The 14,985-nt window shown below is 60.9% G+C and carries 28 protein-coding genes and 1 pseudogene; all 29 read left to right on the top strand.

Annotated features, from left to right (window positions below):
• A pseudogene (tuf, locus tag QTN24_RS23030) lies at positions 1-312 on the top strand (elongation factor Tu); the annotation flags it as partial.
• A 79-nt stretch (positions 313-391) separates the two neighbouring features.
• On the top strand, positions 392-700 hold the full coding sequence (rpsJ, locus tag QTN24_RS23025) for a 30S ribosomal protein S10 (RefSeq protein WP_006160488.1): 309 nt from the start codon (positions 392-394) through the stop codon (positions 698-700).
• A gap of 349 nt (positions 701-1,049) precedes the next feature.
• Positions 1,050-1,694: a 50S ribosomal protein L3 gene (rplC, locus tag QTN24_RS23020; RefSeq protein WP_066731279.1), complete on the top strand. Its 645-nt coding sequence runs from the start codon at positions 1,050-1,052 to the stop codon at positions 1,692-1,694.
• Positions 1,695-1,706: 12 nt separating this feature from the next.
• Positions 1,707-2,327, top strand: coding sequence for a 50S ribosomal protein L4 (gene rplD / locus QTN24_RS23015; protein WP_313839996.1), 621 nt, complete (start codon positions 1,707-1,709; stop codon positions 2,325-2,327).
• Positions 2,324-2,638 (top strand): 50S ribosomal protein L23, encoded by a 315-nt coding sequence (rplW, locus tag QTN24_RS23010; RefSeq protein ID WP_061956557.1) that lies wholly within the window; start codon positions 2,324-2,326, stop codon positions 2,636-2,638. The genes rplD and rplW overlap by 4 nt, the downstream gene beginning before the upstream one ends.
• Positions 2,639-2,640: 2 nt before the next feature.
• Positions 2,641-3,471, top strand: coding sequence for a 50S ribosomal protein L2 (gene rplB, locus QTN24_RS23005; RefSeq protein ID WP_124683031.1), 831 nt, complete (start codon positions 2,641-2,643; stop codon positions 3,469-3,471).
• A gap of 22 nt (positions 3,472-3,493) precedes the next feature.
• Positions 3,494-3,769 (top strand): 30S ribosomal protein S19, encoded by a 276-nt coding sequence (gene rpsS, locus QTN24_RS23000; RefSeq protein WP_124683032.1) that lies wholly within the window; start codon positions 3,494-3,496, stop codon positions 3,767-3,769.
• 9 nt (positions 3,770-3,778) lie between these two features.
• Positions 3,779-4,108, top strand: a complete 330-nt coding sequence (gene rplV, locus QTN24_RS22995; protein WP_092602198.1) for a 50S ribosomal protein L22 — start codon at positions 3,779-3,781, stop codon at positions 4,106-4,108.
• 9 nt (positions 4,109-4,117) lie between these two features.
• The gene (gene rpsC, locus QTN24_RS22990) at positions 4,118-4,915 is read left to right on the top strand and encodes a 30S ribosomal protein S3 (protein ID WP_092602196.1); all 798 of its coding nucleotides are present in this window, start codon (positions 4,118-4,120) and stop codon (positions 4,913-4,915) included.
• A 2-nt stretch (positions 4,916-4,917) separates the two neighbouring features.
• Positions 4,918-5,334: a 50S ribosomal protein L16 gene (gene rplP, locus QTN24_RS22985; protein ID WP_006576240.1), complete on the top strand. Its 417-nt coding sequence runs from the start codon at positions 4,918-4,920 to the stop codon at positions 5,332-5,334.
• Positions 5,335-5,344: 10 nt separating this feature from the next.
• A complete protein-coding gene (rpmC, locus tag QTN24_RS22980; RefSeq protein ID WP_008642937.1) occupies positions 5,345-5,539 on the top strand; it encodes a 50S ribosomal protein L29 in 195 nt (64 codons plus the stop codon).
• On the top strand, positions 5,536-5,814 hold the full coding sequence (gene rpsQ / locus QTN24_RS22975; RefSeq protein WP_008642939.1) for a 30S ribosomal protein S17: 279 nt from the start codon (positions 5,536-5,538) through the stop codon (positions 5,812-5,814). The genes rpmC and rpsQ overlap by 4 nt, the downstream gene beginning before the upstream one ends.
• A 271-nt stretch (positions 5,815-6,085) precedes the next feature.
• Entirely contained in the window at positions 6,086-6,454 is a 369-nt protein-coding gene (gene rplN / locus QTN24_RS22970) for a 50S ribosomal protein L14 (RefSeq protein WP_006576237.1), read from the top strand.
• A gap of 9 nt (positions 6,455-6,463) precedes the next feature.
• Complete coding sequence (gene rplX / locus QTN24_RS22965) at positions 6,464-6,772, top strand: 50S ribosomal protein L24 (protein ID WP_313839995.1); 309 nt, start codon at positions 6,464-6,466, stop codon at positions 6,770-6,772.
• A gap of 25 nt (positions 6,773-6,797) precedes the next feature.
• Complete coding sequence (rplE, locus tag QTN24_RS22960; protein ID WP_124683034.1) at positions 6,798-7,340, top strand: 50S ribosomal protein L5; 543 nt, start codon at positions 6,798-6,800, stop codon at positions 7,338-7,340.
• 9 nt (positions 7,341-7,349) lie between these two features.
• The gene (gene rpsN, locus QTN24_RS22955) at positions 7,350-7,655 is read left to right on the top strand and encodes a 30S ribosomal protein S14 (RefSeq protein ID WP_008642942.1); all 306 of its coding nucleotides are present in this window, start codon (positions 7,350-7,352) and stop codon (positions 7,653-7,655) included.
• 27 nt (positions 7,656-7,682) lie between these two features.
• Positions 7,683-8,078 carry a 30S ribosomal protein S8 gene (gene rpsH, locus QTN24_RS22950; RefSeq protein WP_124683035.1) on the top strand — a complete coding sequence of 132 codons (396 nt, stop codon included), beginning with the start codon at positions 7,683-7,685 and terminating at the stop codon, positions 8,076-8,078.
• A gap of 9 nt (positions 8,079-8,087) precedes the next feature.
• The gene (rplF, locus tag QTN24_RS22945; RefSeq protein WP_124683036.1) at positions 8,088-8,621 is read left to right on the top strand and encodes a 50S ribosomal protein L6; all 534 of its coding nucleotides are present in this window, start codon (positions 8,088-8,090) and stop codon (positions 8,619-8,621) included.
• Between the two features lie 11 nt (positions 8,622-8,632).
• Positions 8,633-8,989: a 50S ribosomal protein L18 gene (rplR, locus tag QTN24_RS22940; RefSeq protein WP_061956591.1), complete on the top strand. Its 357-nt coding sequence runs from the start codon at positions 8,633-8,635 to the stop codon at positions 8,987-8,989.
• 21 nt (positions 8,990-9,010) lie between these two features.
• Entirely contained in the window at positions 9,011-9,529 is a 519-nt protein-coding gene (gene rpsE / locus QTN24_RS22935; RefSeq protein ID WP_124683037.1) for a 30S ribosomal protein S5, read from the top strand.
• Between the two features lie 10 nt (positions 9,530-9,539).
• The gene (rpmD, locus tag QTN24_RS22930; RefSeq protein WP_008642953.1) at positions 9,540-9,722 is read left to right on the top strand and encodes a 50S ribosomal protein L30; all 183 of its coding nucleotides are present in this window, start codon (positions 9,540-9,542) and stop codon (positions 9,720-9,722) included.
• Positions 9,723-9,741: 19 nt separating this feature from the next.
• On the top strand, positions 9,742-10,176 hold the full coding sequence (gene rplO, locus QTN24_RS22925) for a 50S ribosomal protein L15 (protein ID WP_313839994.1): 435 nt from the start codon (positions 9,742-9,744) through the stop codon (positions 10,174-10,176).
• A gap of 49 nt (positions 10,177-10,225) precedes the next feature.
• The gene (secY, locus tag QTN24_RS22920; protein WP_124683039.1) at positions 10,226-11,569 is read left to right on the top strand and encodes a preprotein translocase subunit SecY; all 1,344 of its coding nucleotides are present in this window, start codon (positions 10,226-10,228) and stop codon (positions 11,567-11,569) included.
• 28 nt (positions 11,570-11,597) lie between these two features.
• Positions 11,598-11,816: a translation initiation factor IF-1 gene (gene infA, locus QTN24_RS22915; RefSeq protein WP_010812378.1), complete on the top strand. Its 219-nt coding sequence runs from the start codon at positions 11,598-11,600 to the stop codon at positions 11,814-11,816.
• Between the two features lie 31 nt (positions 11,817-11,847).
• A complete protein-coding gene (rpmJ, locus tag QTN24_RS22910) occupies positions 11,848-11,964 on the top strand; it encodes a 50S ribosomal protein L36 (protein ID WP_008642959.1) in 117 nt (38 codons plus the stop codon).
• Positions 11,965-11,983: 19 nt separating this feature from the next.
• The gene (gene rpsM / locus QTN24_RS22905) at positions 11,984-12,349 is read left to right on the top strand and encodes a 30S ribosomal protein S13 (RefSeq protein ID WP_010812377.1); all 366 of its coding nucleotides are present in this window, start codon (positions 11,984-11,986) and stop codon (positions 12,347-12,349) included.
• A gap of 24 nt (positions 12,350-12,373) precedes the next feature.
• Complete coding sequence (gene rpsK / locus QTN24_RS22900; protein WP_008642963.1) at positions 12,374-12,775, top strand: 30S ribosomal protein S11; 402 nt, start codon at positions 12,374-12,376, stop codon at positions 12,773-12,775.
• Between the two features lie 281 nt (positions 12,776-13,056).
• Positions 13,057-13,680, top strand: a complete 624-nt coding sequence (rpsD, locus tag QTN24_RS22895) for a 30S ribosomal protein S4 (RefSeq protein WP_313839993.1) — start codon at positions 13,057-13,059, stop codon at positions 13,678-13,680.
• Between the two features lie 175 nt (positions 13,681-13,855).
• Positions 13,856-14,836 (top strand): DNA-directed RNA polymerase subunit alpha, encoded by a 981-nt coding sequence (locus tag QTN24_RS22890; protein WP_124683041.1) that lies wholly within the window; start codon positions 13,856-13,858, stop codon positions 14,834-14,836.
• The last annotated feature ends 149 nt before the right edge of the window (positions 14,837-14,985 follow it).

Genomic DNA, 14,985 nt, shown 5'->3' with positions numbered 1-14,985 from the left:
GTCCTGTGCAAGCCGGGCTCGATCAAGCCGCACACGCACTTCACCGGCGAGGTGTACATCCTGTCGAAGGACGAAGGTGGCCGTCACACGCCGTTCTTCAACAACTACCGCCCGCAGTTCTACTTCCGCACGACCGACGTGACCGGCTCGATCGAGCTGCCGAAGGACAAGGAAATGGTCATGCCGGGTGACAACGTGTCGATCACCGTCAAGCTGATCGCCCCGATCGCCATGGAAGAAGGCCTGCGCTTCGCTATCCGCGAAGGCGGTCGTACCGTCGGCGCCGGCGTTGTGGCAAAGATCCTCGACTAAGCAACCTTCCCGGGACATGCCTTCGGGCATGTTCCCGACAATCCGGGCACGCTGCCCATCGCTCTTTTAAGGAACAATCATGCAGAACCAGAAGATCCGTATCCGCCTGAAGGCTTTCGACTACCGCCTGATCGACCAGTCGGCCGCCGAAATCGTGGATACCGCCAAGCGTACCGGCGCGATCGTCAAGGGCCCGGTGCCCCTGCCGACCCGCATCCAGCGCTTCGACATCCTGCGTTCGCCGCACGTCAACAAGACCAGCCGCGATCAGTTCGAGATCCGCACTCACCAGCGCCTGATGGACATCGTCGATCCGACGGACAAGACCGTCGACGCGCTGATGAAGCTCGACCTGCCGGCCGGCGTGGACGTCGAGATCAAGGTGTAATCATGTGTCGGGCCGCCTGGCGGCCTGGTGCAGCGGAAACGGCGGACGCAAGTTCGCCGTTTTTGTTTATGCGGCGCCTGCCGCGCCGGCATATGCCCGGAACACCACGGCTTCGGCATGCAAAGTGCCGCATCGGACGCCGTCCCGGCGATTTCTACGCTTCCCAGCCAGAAAAAGCGCCACACATCTTGCCCTTTCCAAAAGCCTGCGTTATATTGTAAGGCTACCCGTTTCTCCGGGTAGTGGGGGCCGTTTTGGCCGGCGCAGTCCTTTTCGCGCAACCCGCAAATCGCACAGTTTTCGTGTATCAATCAGCCCCGGCCAATCGCAGCTGGGAATGGAGCAAACCATGAGCCTTGGCCTTGTAGGTCGCAAGGTTGGCATGACCCGTATTTTCACGGACGACGGTGATTCGATTCCCGTTACCGTGGTCGAGGTCGGCGACAACCGCGTGACGCAAATCAAGACGGACGAGACCGACGGTTACACCGCGGTTCAAGTCACCTTCGGCAGCCGACGCGCAAGCCGCGTTACCAAGCCGCTGGCGGGTCATCTCGCCAAAGCCGGCGTGGAAGCTGGTGAAATCATCAAAGAATTCCGCATCGATGCAGCCAAGGCTGCCGAACTGCAAGCTGGCGGTTCGCTGTCGGTCGACCTGTTCCAGGTCGGTCAGAAGATCGACGTGCAGGGCGTGACCATCGGTAAGGGCTACGCCGGTACCATCAAGCGCTACCACTTCGCATCGGGTCGTGCCACCCACGGTAACTCGCGTTCGCACAACGTGCCGGGTTCCATCGGTATGGCGCAGGATCCGGGTCGCGTGTTCCCGGGCAAGCGCATGACGGGTCACCTCGGTGACGTCACCCGTACCGTGCAAAACCTCGAGATCGCCAAGATCGACGCAGAGCGCAAGCTGTTGCTGGTCAAGGGCGCCATCCCCGGTTCCAAGGGCGGCAAGGTCATCGTGACCCCGGCCGTCAAGGCCAAAGCTTAAGGAGCGCATGTAATGGAACTCAAGCTCCTCCAGGATAACGGTCAAATCGGCGCCGGCGTTGCTGCCTCGCCCGAAGTGTTCGGCCGTGACTACAACGAAGCGCTGGTTCACCAGATCGTCGTTGCGTACCAGGCGAACGCCCGTAGCGGTAACCGCAAGCAGAAGGACCGCGAAGAGGTCAAGCACACGACCAAGAAGCCGTGGCGCCAGAAGGGTACGGGCCGTGCTCGTGCCGGTATGTCGTCCTCGCCGCTGTGGCGTGGCGGTGGCCGTATCTTCCCGAATACGCCGGAAGAGAACTTCAGCCAGAAGGTCAACAAGAAGATGTTCCGTGCCGGCATGCGCTCGATTTACTCGCAGCTCGCACGTGAAGGTCGTATCAATGTGGTGGACGGTTTCGCTGTCGACGCGCCCAAGACCAAGCTGCTGGCCGACAAGTTCAAGGCCATGGGCCTGGACTCGGTGCTGATCATCACCGACAGCCTCGACGAAAACCTCTACCTGGCTTCGCGCAACCTGCCGAACGTGGCAGTCGTGGAGCCGCGTCACGCTGATCCGCTGTCGCTGGTGCACTACAAGAAGGTGCTCGTGACGAAGGCAGCCGTTGCGCAGATCGAGGAGTTGCTGAAATGACGCAAGTAGCCAAGAACGATCATCGTTTGATGCAGGTGCTGCTCGCGCCGGTGGTTTCCGAAAAGGCAACCCTGGTCGCCGACAAGAATGAACAAGTCGTGTTCGAAGTGGCTCGCGATGCCAACAAGGCAGAAGTGAAGGCCGCCGTCGAACTGCTGTTCAAGGTCGAGGTGCAGTCCGTTCAGATCCTGAACCAGAAGGGCAAGCAAAAGCGCTTTGGCCGCTTCATGGGCCGTCGCAACCACGTCAAGAAGGCATACGTGGCGCTCAAGCCGGGTCAGGAAATCAATTTTGAAGCGGAGGCCAAGTAATCATGGCACTCGTCAAGACCAAGCCGACTTCCCCGGGTCGTCGCTCGATGGTGAAGGTGGTCAACAAGGACCTTCACAAGGGCGCCCCGCACGCTCCGCTGCTGGAAAAGCAATTCCAGAAGTCGGGCCGTAACAACAATGGTCATATCACCACCCGCCACAAGGGCGGTGGTCATAAGCACCACTACCGCGTGGTCGATTTCAAGCGCAGCGACAAGGACGGCATCCCCGCCAAGGTCGAGCGCCTGGAATACGATCCGAACCGCAGCGCCAATATCGCGCTGGTGCTGTTCGCCGACGGCGAGCGCCGCTACATCATCGCCACCAAGGGCATGGTAGCCGGCCAGTCGCTGATGAATGGCTCGGAAGCGCCGATCAAGGCCGGTAACAACCTGCCGATCCGCAACATCCCGGTCGGTACCACGATCAACAACGTCGAAATCCTGCCTGGCAAGGGTGCGCAAGTCGCACGCGCTGCCGGTGGTTCCGCCGTGCTGCTGGCCCGCGAAGGCCTGTACGCCCAGGTTCGTCTGCGCTCCGGTGAAGTGCGTCGCGTTCACATCGAATGCCGCGCCACCATCGGTGAAGTGGGCAACGAAGAGCACAGCCTGCGCGTGATCGGCAAGGCCGGTGCCACGCGCTGGCGCGGCATTCGCCCGACCGTTCGCGGCGTGGTGATGAACCCGGTCGACCACCCGCACGGTGGTGGTGAAGGCAAGACTGCTGCTGGTCGCGATCCCGTGTCGCCGTGGGGTACCCCGGCCAAGGGTTACCGTACCCGCAGCAACAAGCGCACGGACAGCATGATCGTCCAGCGCCGTCACAAGCGCTAATCGGTAGGTAGGAGCTAAAGATATGACTCGTTCCGCAAAAAAGGGTCCGTTCTGCGACGACCACCTGCTGAAGAAGGTGGAAGCGGCTGCAGGCGGCAAGGACAAGAAGCCCATCAAGACATGGTCGCGCCGTTCGACGATCATGCCTGAGTTCATCGGTCTGACGATCGCCGTGCACAACGGCCGTCAACACGTGCCGGTGTACGTGACGGAAAACATGGTTGGCCACAAGCTCGGCGAATTTGCGATTACCCGCACGTTCAAGGGCCACGCGGCTGACAAGAAAGCGAAGAGGTAAGGTGCCATCATGGAAGTGAAAGCGATTCATCGCGGTGCCCGTATCTCCGCCCAGAAGACGCGTCTGGTCGCTGACCAGATCCGCGGTCTGCCGATCGAGCGCGCGCTCAACATCCTGACGTTCAGCCCGAAAAAGGCTGCCGGGATCGTGAAGAAGGTGGTCGAGTCGGCCATCGCCAACGCCGAGCACAACGAAGGCGCCGATATCGACGAACTGAAGGTCAAATCGATCTTCGTCGACAAGGCAACCTCGCTCAAGCGCTTCACCGCACGGGCGAAGGGCCGCGGCAACCGCATCGAGAAACAAACCTGTCACATCACTGTGACGCTCGGCAACTAAGGAGTCACGATGGGACAGAAGATTCATCCGACTGGCTTCCGTCTGGCCGTCAGCCGTAACTGGGCTTCGCGTTGGTACGCCAACAACACGAAGTTCGCCGGCATGCTGAAAGAAGACATCGAAGTTCGCGACTTCCTGAAGAAGAAGCTCAAGAACGCATCGGTTGGCCGTGTCGTGATCGAGCGCCCGGCCCGTAATGCTCGCATCACCATTTACAGCTCGCGTCCGGGCGTGGTGATCGGCAAGAAGGGCGAGGACATCGAACTGCTGAAGGCCGAGCTGCAGCGTCGCATGGGTGTGCCCGTGCACGTGAACATCGAGGAAATCCGCAAGCCGGAAACCGATGCGCAGCTCATCGCCGATTCGATCACGCAGCAGCTCGAGCGCCGCATCATGTTCCGTCGCGCCATGAAGCGCGCGATGCAGAACGCGATGCGTCTGGGTGCCCAGGGCATCAAGATCATGAGCTCGGGCCGTCTGAACGGTATCGAAATCGCACGTACCGAGTGGTACCGCGAAGGCCGTGTGCCCCTGCACACCCTGCGTGCCGACATCGACTACGGCTTCTCGGAAGCCGAAACCACCTACGGCATCATCGGTGTCAAGGTGTGGGTCTACAAGGGCGATCACCTGGGCCGCAACGACGCGCCCGTGGTGGAAGAGCCGCAAGAAGACCGTCGTCGTCGTCCGGGTCGCCCGGAAGGCCGCCGCCGTGAAGGCGAAGGCCGTCCGTCGGGTAACCGCCGCGGTGGTGCCGGTGCTGGTCGTCGTGCTGCGCCTGGCGCAGACGCGAAGAGTGGAGAATAACAATGCTGCAACCGAAGCGTAGGAAGTATCGCAAGGAGCAGAAGGGCCGCAACACGGGTAAGGCTACCCGTGGCAACGCCGTGTCTTTCGGCGAATTCGGCCTGAAGGCAATGGGCCGTGGCCGCCTGACCGCTCGTCAGATCGAGTCGGCACGTCGTGCGATGACCCGTCACATCAAGCGTGGCGGCCGCATCTGGATCCGGATTTTCCCGGACAAGCCGATTTCGAAGAAGCCTGCCGAAGTCCGTATGGGTAACGGCAAGGGCAACCCGGAATACTACGTGGCTGAAATTCAGCCGGGCAAGATGCTGTACGAGATGGATGGCGTGAGCGAAGAGCTGGCGCGTGAGGCGTTCCGCCTCGCGGCCGCCAAGCTGCCGATCGCCACGAATTTCGTGGTGCGTCAGGTCGGTACGTAAGGAGATTGGGATGAAAGCATCCGAACTGCGCGGCAAGGACGCCGCAGGCCTGAACCAGGAGCTCTCCGAGCTGCTGAAGGCTCAATTTAGCCTGCGCATGCAAAAGGCCACCCAACAGCTGCAGAACACCAGCCAGCTGAAGAAGGTGCGCAAGGACATCGCGCGCGTGCAAACCGTGCTGACCGAGAAGGCGAACGCGAAATGACTGAAGCTGCGAAGACTGAAACGTCGCTTCGCCGGACCCTCGTGGGCCGTGTCGTGAGCGACAAGATGGACAAGACCGTCACGGTCCTGATCGAAAACCGCGTCAAGCATCCTCTGTACGGCAAGTACGTGCTGCGTTCGAAGAAGTACCACGCACACGACGAAGCCAACCAGTACAAGGAAGGCGACAAGGTCGAGATCCAGGAAACGCGTCCGCTGTCGCGGACCAAGTCCTGGGTGGTTTCCCGGCTGGTAGAAGCGGCGCGCGTCATCTAAGTACAACAGTACGACGTTGACTTGCAAGTCCAGGATTGTGTTGCTATAATCCTGGACTTCCGCTTTATTGCGCTCGCCTTGCAACATCACCCGGCGGCCTGTGAAGCGAGCCAAGGGCAGGCATCCGGCAGGTTTGGATGCGGCCACTACCGACTTCCAAGTTGATCAACCCAAGCGGCGCTGGCGCAATGCCTGGCTCCGACGGGACCAAGACTGACCGGCTGTCCTCAATTACAGAAGGACTGGCGGATTAAGTTGGGAAGATAACACCATGATTCAGACAGAAAGCCGGCTCGAAGTGGCCGATAACACCGGTGCGCGCGAAGTGCTGTGCATCAAGGTACTGGGTGGGTCCAAGCGCCGCTATGCGAGCGTGGGCGACATCATCAAGGTGACCGTGAAGGACGCGGCGCCGCGCGGTCGCGTGAAGAAGGGCGACATCTACAACGCAGTCGTCGTGCGTACCGCCAAGGGCGTGCGCCGCGCTGACGGTTCGCTCGTCAAGTTCGACGGCAACGCCGCCGTACTGCTGAACAACAAGCTCGAGCCGATCGGCACCCGTATCTTCGGGCCGGTGACTCGTGAACTCCGTACCGAGCGCTTCATGAAGATCGTGTCGCTCGCTCCGGAAGTGCTGTAAGGAGCCGCCATGAACAAGATTCGCAAAGGCGACGAAGTCATCGTGCTGACCGGCAAGGACAAGGGCAAGCGCGGTGTCGTCCAGGCAGTGCAAGGCGACAAGGTCGTGGTCGAAGGCGTGAACGTTGCCAAGAAGCACGCTCGCCCGAACCCGATGCTGGGTACCACCGGTGGCGTGGTCGACAAGGTGATGCCGCTGCATATTTCCAACGTTGCGCTCGTGGATGCCAATGGCAAGCCGTCGCGTGTCGGTATCAAGGTCGAAGACGGCAAGCGCGTGCGCGTGCTGAAGTCGACCGGTGCCGTCCTGGCCGCTTGATTCTGGGCACAGATAGGAGTTGAGCATGACAGCACGTCTGCAAGAGTTTTACAAAGAACAAGTTGTGCCGGCGCTGATGAAGCAGTTCGGCTACAAGTCGATCATGGAAGTGCCGCGTTTCACCAAGATCACCCTGAACATGGGTCTCGGTGAAGCCATCAATGACAAAAAGGTCATTGAGCTGGCCGTTGGCGATCTGACCAAAATCGCCGGTCAGAAGCCCGTGGTGACGAAGGCCAAGAAGGCCATCGCCGGCTTCAAGATCCGTCAGGGCTACCCCATCGGCGCGATGGTGACCCTGCGTGGCGAGCGCATGTTCGAATTCCTGGATCGTTTCGTGACCGTGGCCCTGCCGCGCGTGCGTGACTTCCGTGGTGTCTCGGGCAAGTCGTTCGACGGTCGTGGCAACTACAACATCGGTGTGAAAGAGCAGATCATTTTCCCCGAAATCGAGTACGACAAGATCGACGCACTGCGTGGTCTGAACATCAGCATCACGACGACGGCAAAGAACGACGAGGAAGCCAAGGCTCTCCTGAACGCGTTCAAGTTCCCGTTCCGTAATTAAGGGGTAACCGTGGCTAAACTGGCTCTGATTGAACGTGAGAAGAAGCGCGCAAAGCTCGTGGCGAAGTATGCCGACAAGCGCGCAAACCTCAAGGCCATTATTGACGACCAAGAAAAGTCGGAAGAAGAGCGTTATCTGGCGCGTCTCGAGCTGCAAAAGCTCCCGCGCAACGCGAACCCGACCCGCCAGCGCAATCGCTGCGCGATCACCGGTCGTCCCCGCGGTACCTTCCGCAAGTTTGGCCTGGCGCGTAACAAGATCCGCGAAATCGCCTTCAAGGGCGAAATCCCGGGTCTGACGAAAGCCAGCTGGTAATTACGCACAGGCTACAGGAGAAACAGTATGAGCATGAGCGATCCTATCGCCGATATGCTGACGCGCATTCGCAACGCCCAGGGCGTGCAGAAGGCGTCGGTGGTCATGCCCTCGTCCAAACTGAAGGTTGCGATCGCCAAGGTCCTGAAGGACGAAGGCTACGTCGAAGACTACTCGGTGCAGGAAGACGGCGGCAAGGCGCAACTGACCATTGGTCTGAAGTACTACGCCGGCCGTCCGGTGATCGAGCGCATCGAGCGCGTCTCGAAGCCCGGCCTGCGCGTGTACAAGGGCCGCAGCGACATCCCCCAAGTGATGAACGGCCTGGGTGTGGCGATCATCTCGACCCCGCAGGGTCTGATGACCGACCGCAAGGCACGTGCCACTGGCGTGGGCGGTGAAGTTCTCTGCTACGTCGCGTAAGGAGCAAACATGTCCCGTGTAGGTAAGGCTCCCATCGCGCTGCCGAAAGGCGCGGAAGTGAATGTGGCGGCTGGCGTGCTCTCCGTGAAGGGCCCGCTCGGTACGCTGTCCCAGCCGATTCACAGCCTGGTGAAGGCCAACGTTGCCGACGGCACGCTGACTTTCGAACCGGCTGACGAGTCGCGCGAAGCGAACGCCCTGCAAGGCACCATGCGCGCCCTGGCGGCAAACATGGTCAAAGGCGTGACCACCGGTTTCGAGCGCAAGCTGACGCTGGTTGGCGTGGGTTACCGCGCTCAACTGCAAGGCTCCGCGCTGAAGCTCCAGCTTGGTTTCTCGCACGACGTGATCCACGAAATGCCGGAAGGCGTGAAGGCCGAAACGCCGACGCAGACCGAGATCGTGATCAAGGGTGCTGACAAGCAGAAAGTCGGTCAGGTTGCCGCGGAAGTCCGCGCGTACCGTCCGCCCGAGCCCTACAAGGGCAAGGGTGTCCGTTACGCCGACGAGCGCGTCATCCTGAAGGAAACCAAGAAGAAGTAAGGGGTGCAATGATGAACAAGAAAGACGCTCGTTTGCGCCGTGCACGTCAGACCCGCGCCAAGATCGCGGAACTGAAGATCAATCGTCTGACCGTGTTCCGTACGAATTCGCATATTTACGCTCAGGTGTACTCGCCGTGCGGCACGCAAGTGCTGGCTTCGGCCTCGACCGCCGAAGCAGAAGTGCGCAAGGAACTGACTGGCAGCGGCGCTACCGTTGCCGCCGCCACCCTGGTGGGCAAGCGCGTTGCCGAGAAGGCAAAGGCCGCTGGCGTGGAAACCGTCGCGTTCGATCGCGGTGGCTTCCGCTTCCACGGTCGCGTGAAGGCCCTGGCTGATGCCGCGCGTGAAGCCGGCCTCAAGTTCTAAGCGCTCAAAGAGAGATACGTCATGGCAAAGATGCAAGCAAAAGTCCAACAGGACGAACGCGACGACGGCCTCCGCGAGAAGATGATCTCGGTCAACCGTGTCACCAAGGTGGTGAAGGGTGGCCGTATCCTCGGTTTCGCTGCGCTGACCGTGGTGGGTGACGGCGACGGCCGCATCGGCATGGGCAAGGGCAAGGCCAAGGAAGTTCCGGTGGCCGTGCAGAAGGCAATGGACGAAGCCCGTCGCAAGATGGTCAAGGTCGCACTGAAGAACGGCACGCTGCAGCACGAAGTCGTTGGCAAGCACGGCGCCGCCAAGGTGCTGATGATGCCTGCCAAGGAAGGTACTGGCGTGATCGCCGGCGGCCCGATGCGCGCGATCTTCGAAGTGATGGGTGTGACGAACGTGGTGACCAAGTCGCACGGTTCGACGAACCCTTACAACATGGTTCGTGCCACCCTCGATGGTCTGCAAAAGATGAGCACGCCGGCGGAGATCGCCGCCAAGCGTGGCAAGTCGGTTGAAGACATCCTCGGCTAAGGTGAACGAAATGTCGCAGAAAACCGTAAAAGTGCAACTCGTGCGCAGCCTGATCGGCACGCGCGAGGATCATCGCGCCACCGTACGTGGCCTGGGCCTGCGTCGCCTGAACTCCGTTTCGGAGCTGCAGGACACGCCCGCCGTGCGCGGCATGATCAACAAGGTCTCGTACCTGGTCAAGGTTCTGGCCTGATCGGGACTTGGAGAGCAACATGCAACTGAACAACCTGAAACCGGCTGCCGGTTCGAAGCACGCCAAGCGTCGCGTCGGCCGCGGTATCGGCTCCGGCCTGGGCAAGACGGCCGGTCGCGGTCACAAGGGTCAGAAGTCGCGTTCGGGCGGCTTCCATAAGGTCGGCTTCGAAGGCGGTCAAATGCCGCTGTACCGTCGCCTGCCGAAGCGTGGCTTTACCTCGCTGACCAAGGCTTTCACGGCCGAGGTGACCCTGCGCGACATCGAACGCCTGGAAGCTGCCGAAGTGGACCTGCTGGTCCTGAAGCAGGCTGGCCTGGTGGGCGAGCTGGTCAAGAGCGCGAAGGTGATCAAGGCCGGCGAACTGTCCCGCAAGGTGACGATCAAGGGTCTGGGTGCCACCGCTGGCGCCAAGGCTGCGATCGAAGCCGCTGGCGGCCAGATCGAAGCGTAATTACGCAGTAGCATTCGCAGCATAGGCGAAGTCACAGTCGGAGCATCGTTTGGCCACGGCGAAACCCAATGCAAGCGCGCAGGCCAGGAACACGGCGAAGTACGGCGATCTCAAGCGCCGGCTGATGTTCCTGGTGCTGGCCCTGATCGTCTACCGCATCGGTGCACATATTCCGGTGCCGGGGATCGATCCGGACCAGCTTGCGAAGCTTTTCCAGAGTCAGTCGGGTGGCATCCTCGGGATGTTCAACCTGTTCTCGGGCGGTGCGCTGTCGCGCTTTACCGTCTTCGCGCTCGGCATCATGCCGTACATCTCGGCGTCGATCATCATGCAGTTGCTGACGATCGTGCTGCCGCAGCTGGAAGCGCTGAAGAAGGAAGGGCAGGCAGGGCAACGCAAGATCACGCAGTACACGCGCTACGGCACCGTGGTTCTGGCCACGTTCCAGGCGCTGTCGATTGCGGTGGCGCTGGAGTCGCAGCCAGGGCTGGTTAACGATCCGGGCCTGATGTTCCGGGCAACGGCGGTCATCACGCTGGTGACCGGGACGATGTTCCTGATGTGGCTGGGTGAGCAGATCACCGAGCGTGGTCTGGGCAACGGCATCTCGATCATCATTTTCGGCGGTATCGCGGCGGGCCTGCCCAACGCGATCGGCGGACTGTTCGAACTGGTCCGCACGGGTTCCATGAGCATCATCGCGGCGATCCTGATCGTTGCGATCGTGGCTGGTGTGACCTTCGCCGTGGTGTTTATCGAACGTGGCCAGCGCAAGATCCTGGTGAACTATGCCAAGCGTCAGGTCGGCAACAAGGTGTACGGCGGTCAGTCGTCGCACCTGCCGCTGAAGCTGAACATGGCAGGGGTGATTCCGCCGATCTTCGCATCGTCGATCATTCTGTTCCCGGCGACGATTGCGGGCTGGTTCACGTCTGACTCGACGGGCACGGTGGGACGGTTCATCAAGGACCTGGCCGCCACGCTGTCGCCGGGCCAGCCGGTCTACATCCTGCTGTATGCGGCTGCGATTGTATTCTTCTGCTTCTTCTATACGGCTCTGGTCTATAACAGCCGGGAAGTTGCGGATAACCTGAAGAAAAGCGGAGCCTTCATTCCGGGCATCCGTCCGGGCGAGCAAACGACGCGCTATATCGACAAGATCCTGGTGCGCCTGACGCTGGCCGGTGCGATTTACATCACACTGGTTTGCCTGTTGCCGGAATTCCTGGTGCTGCGCTGGAACGTTCCGTTCTATTTTGGCGGGACCTCGCTGCTGATCATCGTGGTCGTCACGATGGACTTCATGTCACAGGTTCAGTCCTATGTCATGTCGCAGCAGTACGAGTCGCTGCTGAAGAAGGCGAATTTCAAGGGTAACCTGACCTTGCGCTAGAACTGCCGGGTTGGGACGGGCACCAGGTATGGCAAAAGACGACGTCATCCAGATGCAGGGGGAGGTCCTGGAAAATCTCCCCAACGCGACGTTCCGCGTCAAGCTTGAAAACGGCCACGTAGTACTCGGGCATATCTCGGGCAAGATGCGAATGAACTACATCCGGATTCTTCCGGGTGACAAGGTGACGGTTGAGCTGACTCCATATGATCTGTCGCGCGCACGTATCGTCTTTCGGACTAAGTGACGCGAACTGGAATTGAAGGAAGAGGAAAATCATGAAAGTGCTGGCTTCTGTTAAGCGCATTTGCCGCAACTGCAAAATCATCAAGCGCAACGGTGTCGTGCGCGTGATCTGCTCGTCGGATCCCCGCCACAAGCAACGCCAAGGCTAATCGGAAAGAGGATTGACGAATGGCACGTATCGCAGGGGTTAACATCCCGAACCATAAGCACACCGAAATCGGTCTGACGGCCATTTATGGTGTCGGCCGCTCGCGCGCCCGCAAGATTTGCGAGGCTACCGGTGTACCGTTTGACAAGAAGGTCAAGGATCTGACCGACGCCGACCTGGAAAAGCTTCGTGACGAAGTGGGCAAGGTCACGGTCGAGGGTGACCTGCGTCGTGAAACCACGATGAATATCAAGCGTCTGATGGACCTTGGTTGCTATCGTGGCATGCGTCACCGCAAGGGTCTGCCGATGCGCGGTCAGCGTACCCGCACCAATGCACGTACTCGCAAGGGTCCGCGCAAGGCCGGCGTGGCACTGAAGAAGTAAAGCCGAAGGCATAGGAAGAATCGAATGGCAAAAGGTCCGAATAACGCCGCCCAGCGCGCGCGTAAGAAGGTCAAGAAGAACGTTGCCGACGGCATCGCACACGTCCACGCTTCGTTCAACAACACCATCATCACCATCACCGATCGCCAGGGCAACGCCCTGTCGTGGGCAACCGCCGGTGGCCAGGGCTTCAAGGGTTCGCGCAAGTCGACCCCGTTCGCTGCCCAGGTCGCTGCCGAGAACGCCGGCCGTGTGGCGCAAGACCAGGGTATCAAGAACCTGGAAGTGCGCATCAAGGGTCCGGGTCCGGGTCGCGAGTCGGCTGTCCGTGCGCTGAACGCGCTGGGCATCAAGATCGCCGTGATCGAGGATGTGACGCCGGTGCCGCACAACGGCTGCCGTCCGCCGAAGCGCCGCCGTATCTAAGCGCCAGGCTGGGCCTGCGGGGCGAGGGGCTTTGCCCTATGCCTCCGGGCTGTGGTAGTATCCCGCGTTGGCCTGCTGCAATTCGTTGCGGCGGGCTTTCGTTTTGCGTCCGCGTGCCGAGACTGCCGTCTCGGGCGAGGGCGATTTCGTCATGCTTTTGCGTTGCCTCCGCGTGGCTTGCCCACGGCGGATGAAGAACCATAAGCCCACCGTCCGCCACGATCTGATGGCGGACTCGCGGCGCGTCTCGATGGCGTCGCGATCGATCAAAGGAAGATAAAGTGGCACGTTATACCGGCCCGAAGGCCAAACTTTCCCGCCGCGAAGGCACCGACCTGTTCCTGAAGAGCGCCCGTCGCTCGCTGGCCGACAAGTGCAAGCTGGACAGCAAGCCGGGCCAGCACGGCCGCACCTCGGGTGCCCGTACGTCGGACTACGGCAACCAGCTGCGTGAAAAGCAGAAGGTCAAGCGCATCTACGGCGTGCTGGAGCGTCAGTTCCGCCGCTACTTCGCCGAAGCCGACCGCCGCAAGGGCAACACCGGCGAAAAGCTGCTGCAACTGCTGGAATCGCGCCTGGACAACGTTGTGTACCGCATGGGCTTCGGCTCGACCCGCGCCGAAGCGCGCCAACTGGTGTCGCACAAGGCGATCCTGGTGAACGGTCACACGCTGAACGTGCCGTCGGCGCAGATCAAGGCTGGCGACATCGTGTCGATCCGCGAGCAGTCGAAGAAGCAGGTCCGTATCGCCGAGGCCCTGTCGCTGGCCGAGCAGTCGGGCTTCCCGAGCTGGGTGAGCGTTGACGCCAAGAAGTTCGAAGGCACGTTCAAGCAGGCTCCGGATCGCGCCGATATCTCTGGCGACATCAACGAAAGCCTGATCGTCGAACTGTATTCGCGTTAATCGCGGACCGACATTCGAACGGTTCAGCGCTTGCCTGGTTATCAAGGCTTCGCTTTCAGCCCGGCGCGCCCTGCGGCGCGCCGGGCTTATTGCCCATCATGCGATGGGTTTTCTCAGGTTCCAAACGTCAGCCTTATCGGTGTAACGAGCCGAGGGTATTGAAAAGGACAACCTAATGCAAACAGCACTCCTCAAGCCAAAAATCATCGCCGTCGAACCGCTGGGCGACCACCACGCCAAAGTCGTGATGGAGCCGTTTGAGCGCGGTTATGGGCATACGCTTGGTAACGCGCTGCGTCGCGTCCTGCTGTCGTCGATGGTCGGCTATGCCCCGACCGAAGTCACGATCGCTGGGGTCGTCCACGAGTATTCCACCATCGATGGCGTGCAGGAAGACGTCGTCAACCTGCTGCTCAACCTGAAGGGCGTGGTGTTCAAGCTGCACAACCGCGACGAAGTCACGGTGTCGCTGCGCAAGGATGGCGAAGGCGTGGTCACGGCAGCCGATATCGAGCTGCCGCACGACGTCGAGATCATCAACCCGAACCACGTGATTGCCCACCTGTCCGCCGGCGGCAAGCTCGACATGCAGATCAAGGTCGAGCAAGGCCGTGGCTACGTGCCGGGCAACGTGCGCAAGTTCGGCGACGAATCGGGCAAGGTCATCGGCCGCATCGTGCTGGACGCCTCGTTCTCGCCGGTCCGCCGCGTGTCGTACGCCGTGGAATCGGCCCGTGTGGAGCAGCGTACGGACCTGGACAAGCTGGTGATGAACATCGAAACCGACGGCGTGATCTCGCCCGAGGAAGCGATTCGCCAGTCGGCGCGCATCCTGGTGGACCAACTGTCGGTGTTCGCCGCGCTGGAAGGCACGGAATCGGCCGCCGAGGCCGCGTCGAGCCGCGCGCCGCAGATCGATCCGATCCTGCTGCGTCCGGTGGACGACCTGGAACTGACGGTGCGTTCGGCCAACTGCCTGAAGGCCGAGAACATCTACTACATCGGCGACCTGATCCAGCGTACCGAGAACGAACTGCTCAAGACCCCGAACCTGGGTCGCAAGTCGCTCAACGAGATCAAGGAAGTCCTGGCTTCGCGTGGCCTGACCCTCGGCATGAAGCTCGAGAACTGGCCGCCCGCAGGTCTGGAGAAGTAATTGGCAGGGCGAGGCTGCCGCAAGGTGGCTTCGCCGGTCATGTGCCCCGGGCAATTCCGCCCGTGGCAATGAAGCACTACCGGCCCGCGCCGACGTCCGCGATCTCGCAGGCGGCAGCGATAGAAGAGCTGGTCAAACACTGTAATCGA

Origin of the sequence: Cupriavidus sp. SZY C1 (assembly GCF_032190535.1) — a bacterium.
In the GTDB taxonomy this organism is placed as follows: domain Bacteria; phylum Pseudomonadota; class Gammaproteobacteria; order Burkholderiales; family Burkholderiaceae; genus Cupriavidus; species Cupriavidus pauculus_C.
Note: the sequence above shows the minus strand (reverse complement) of the source record. Positions and strands in the feature narration are given on the sequence as shown.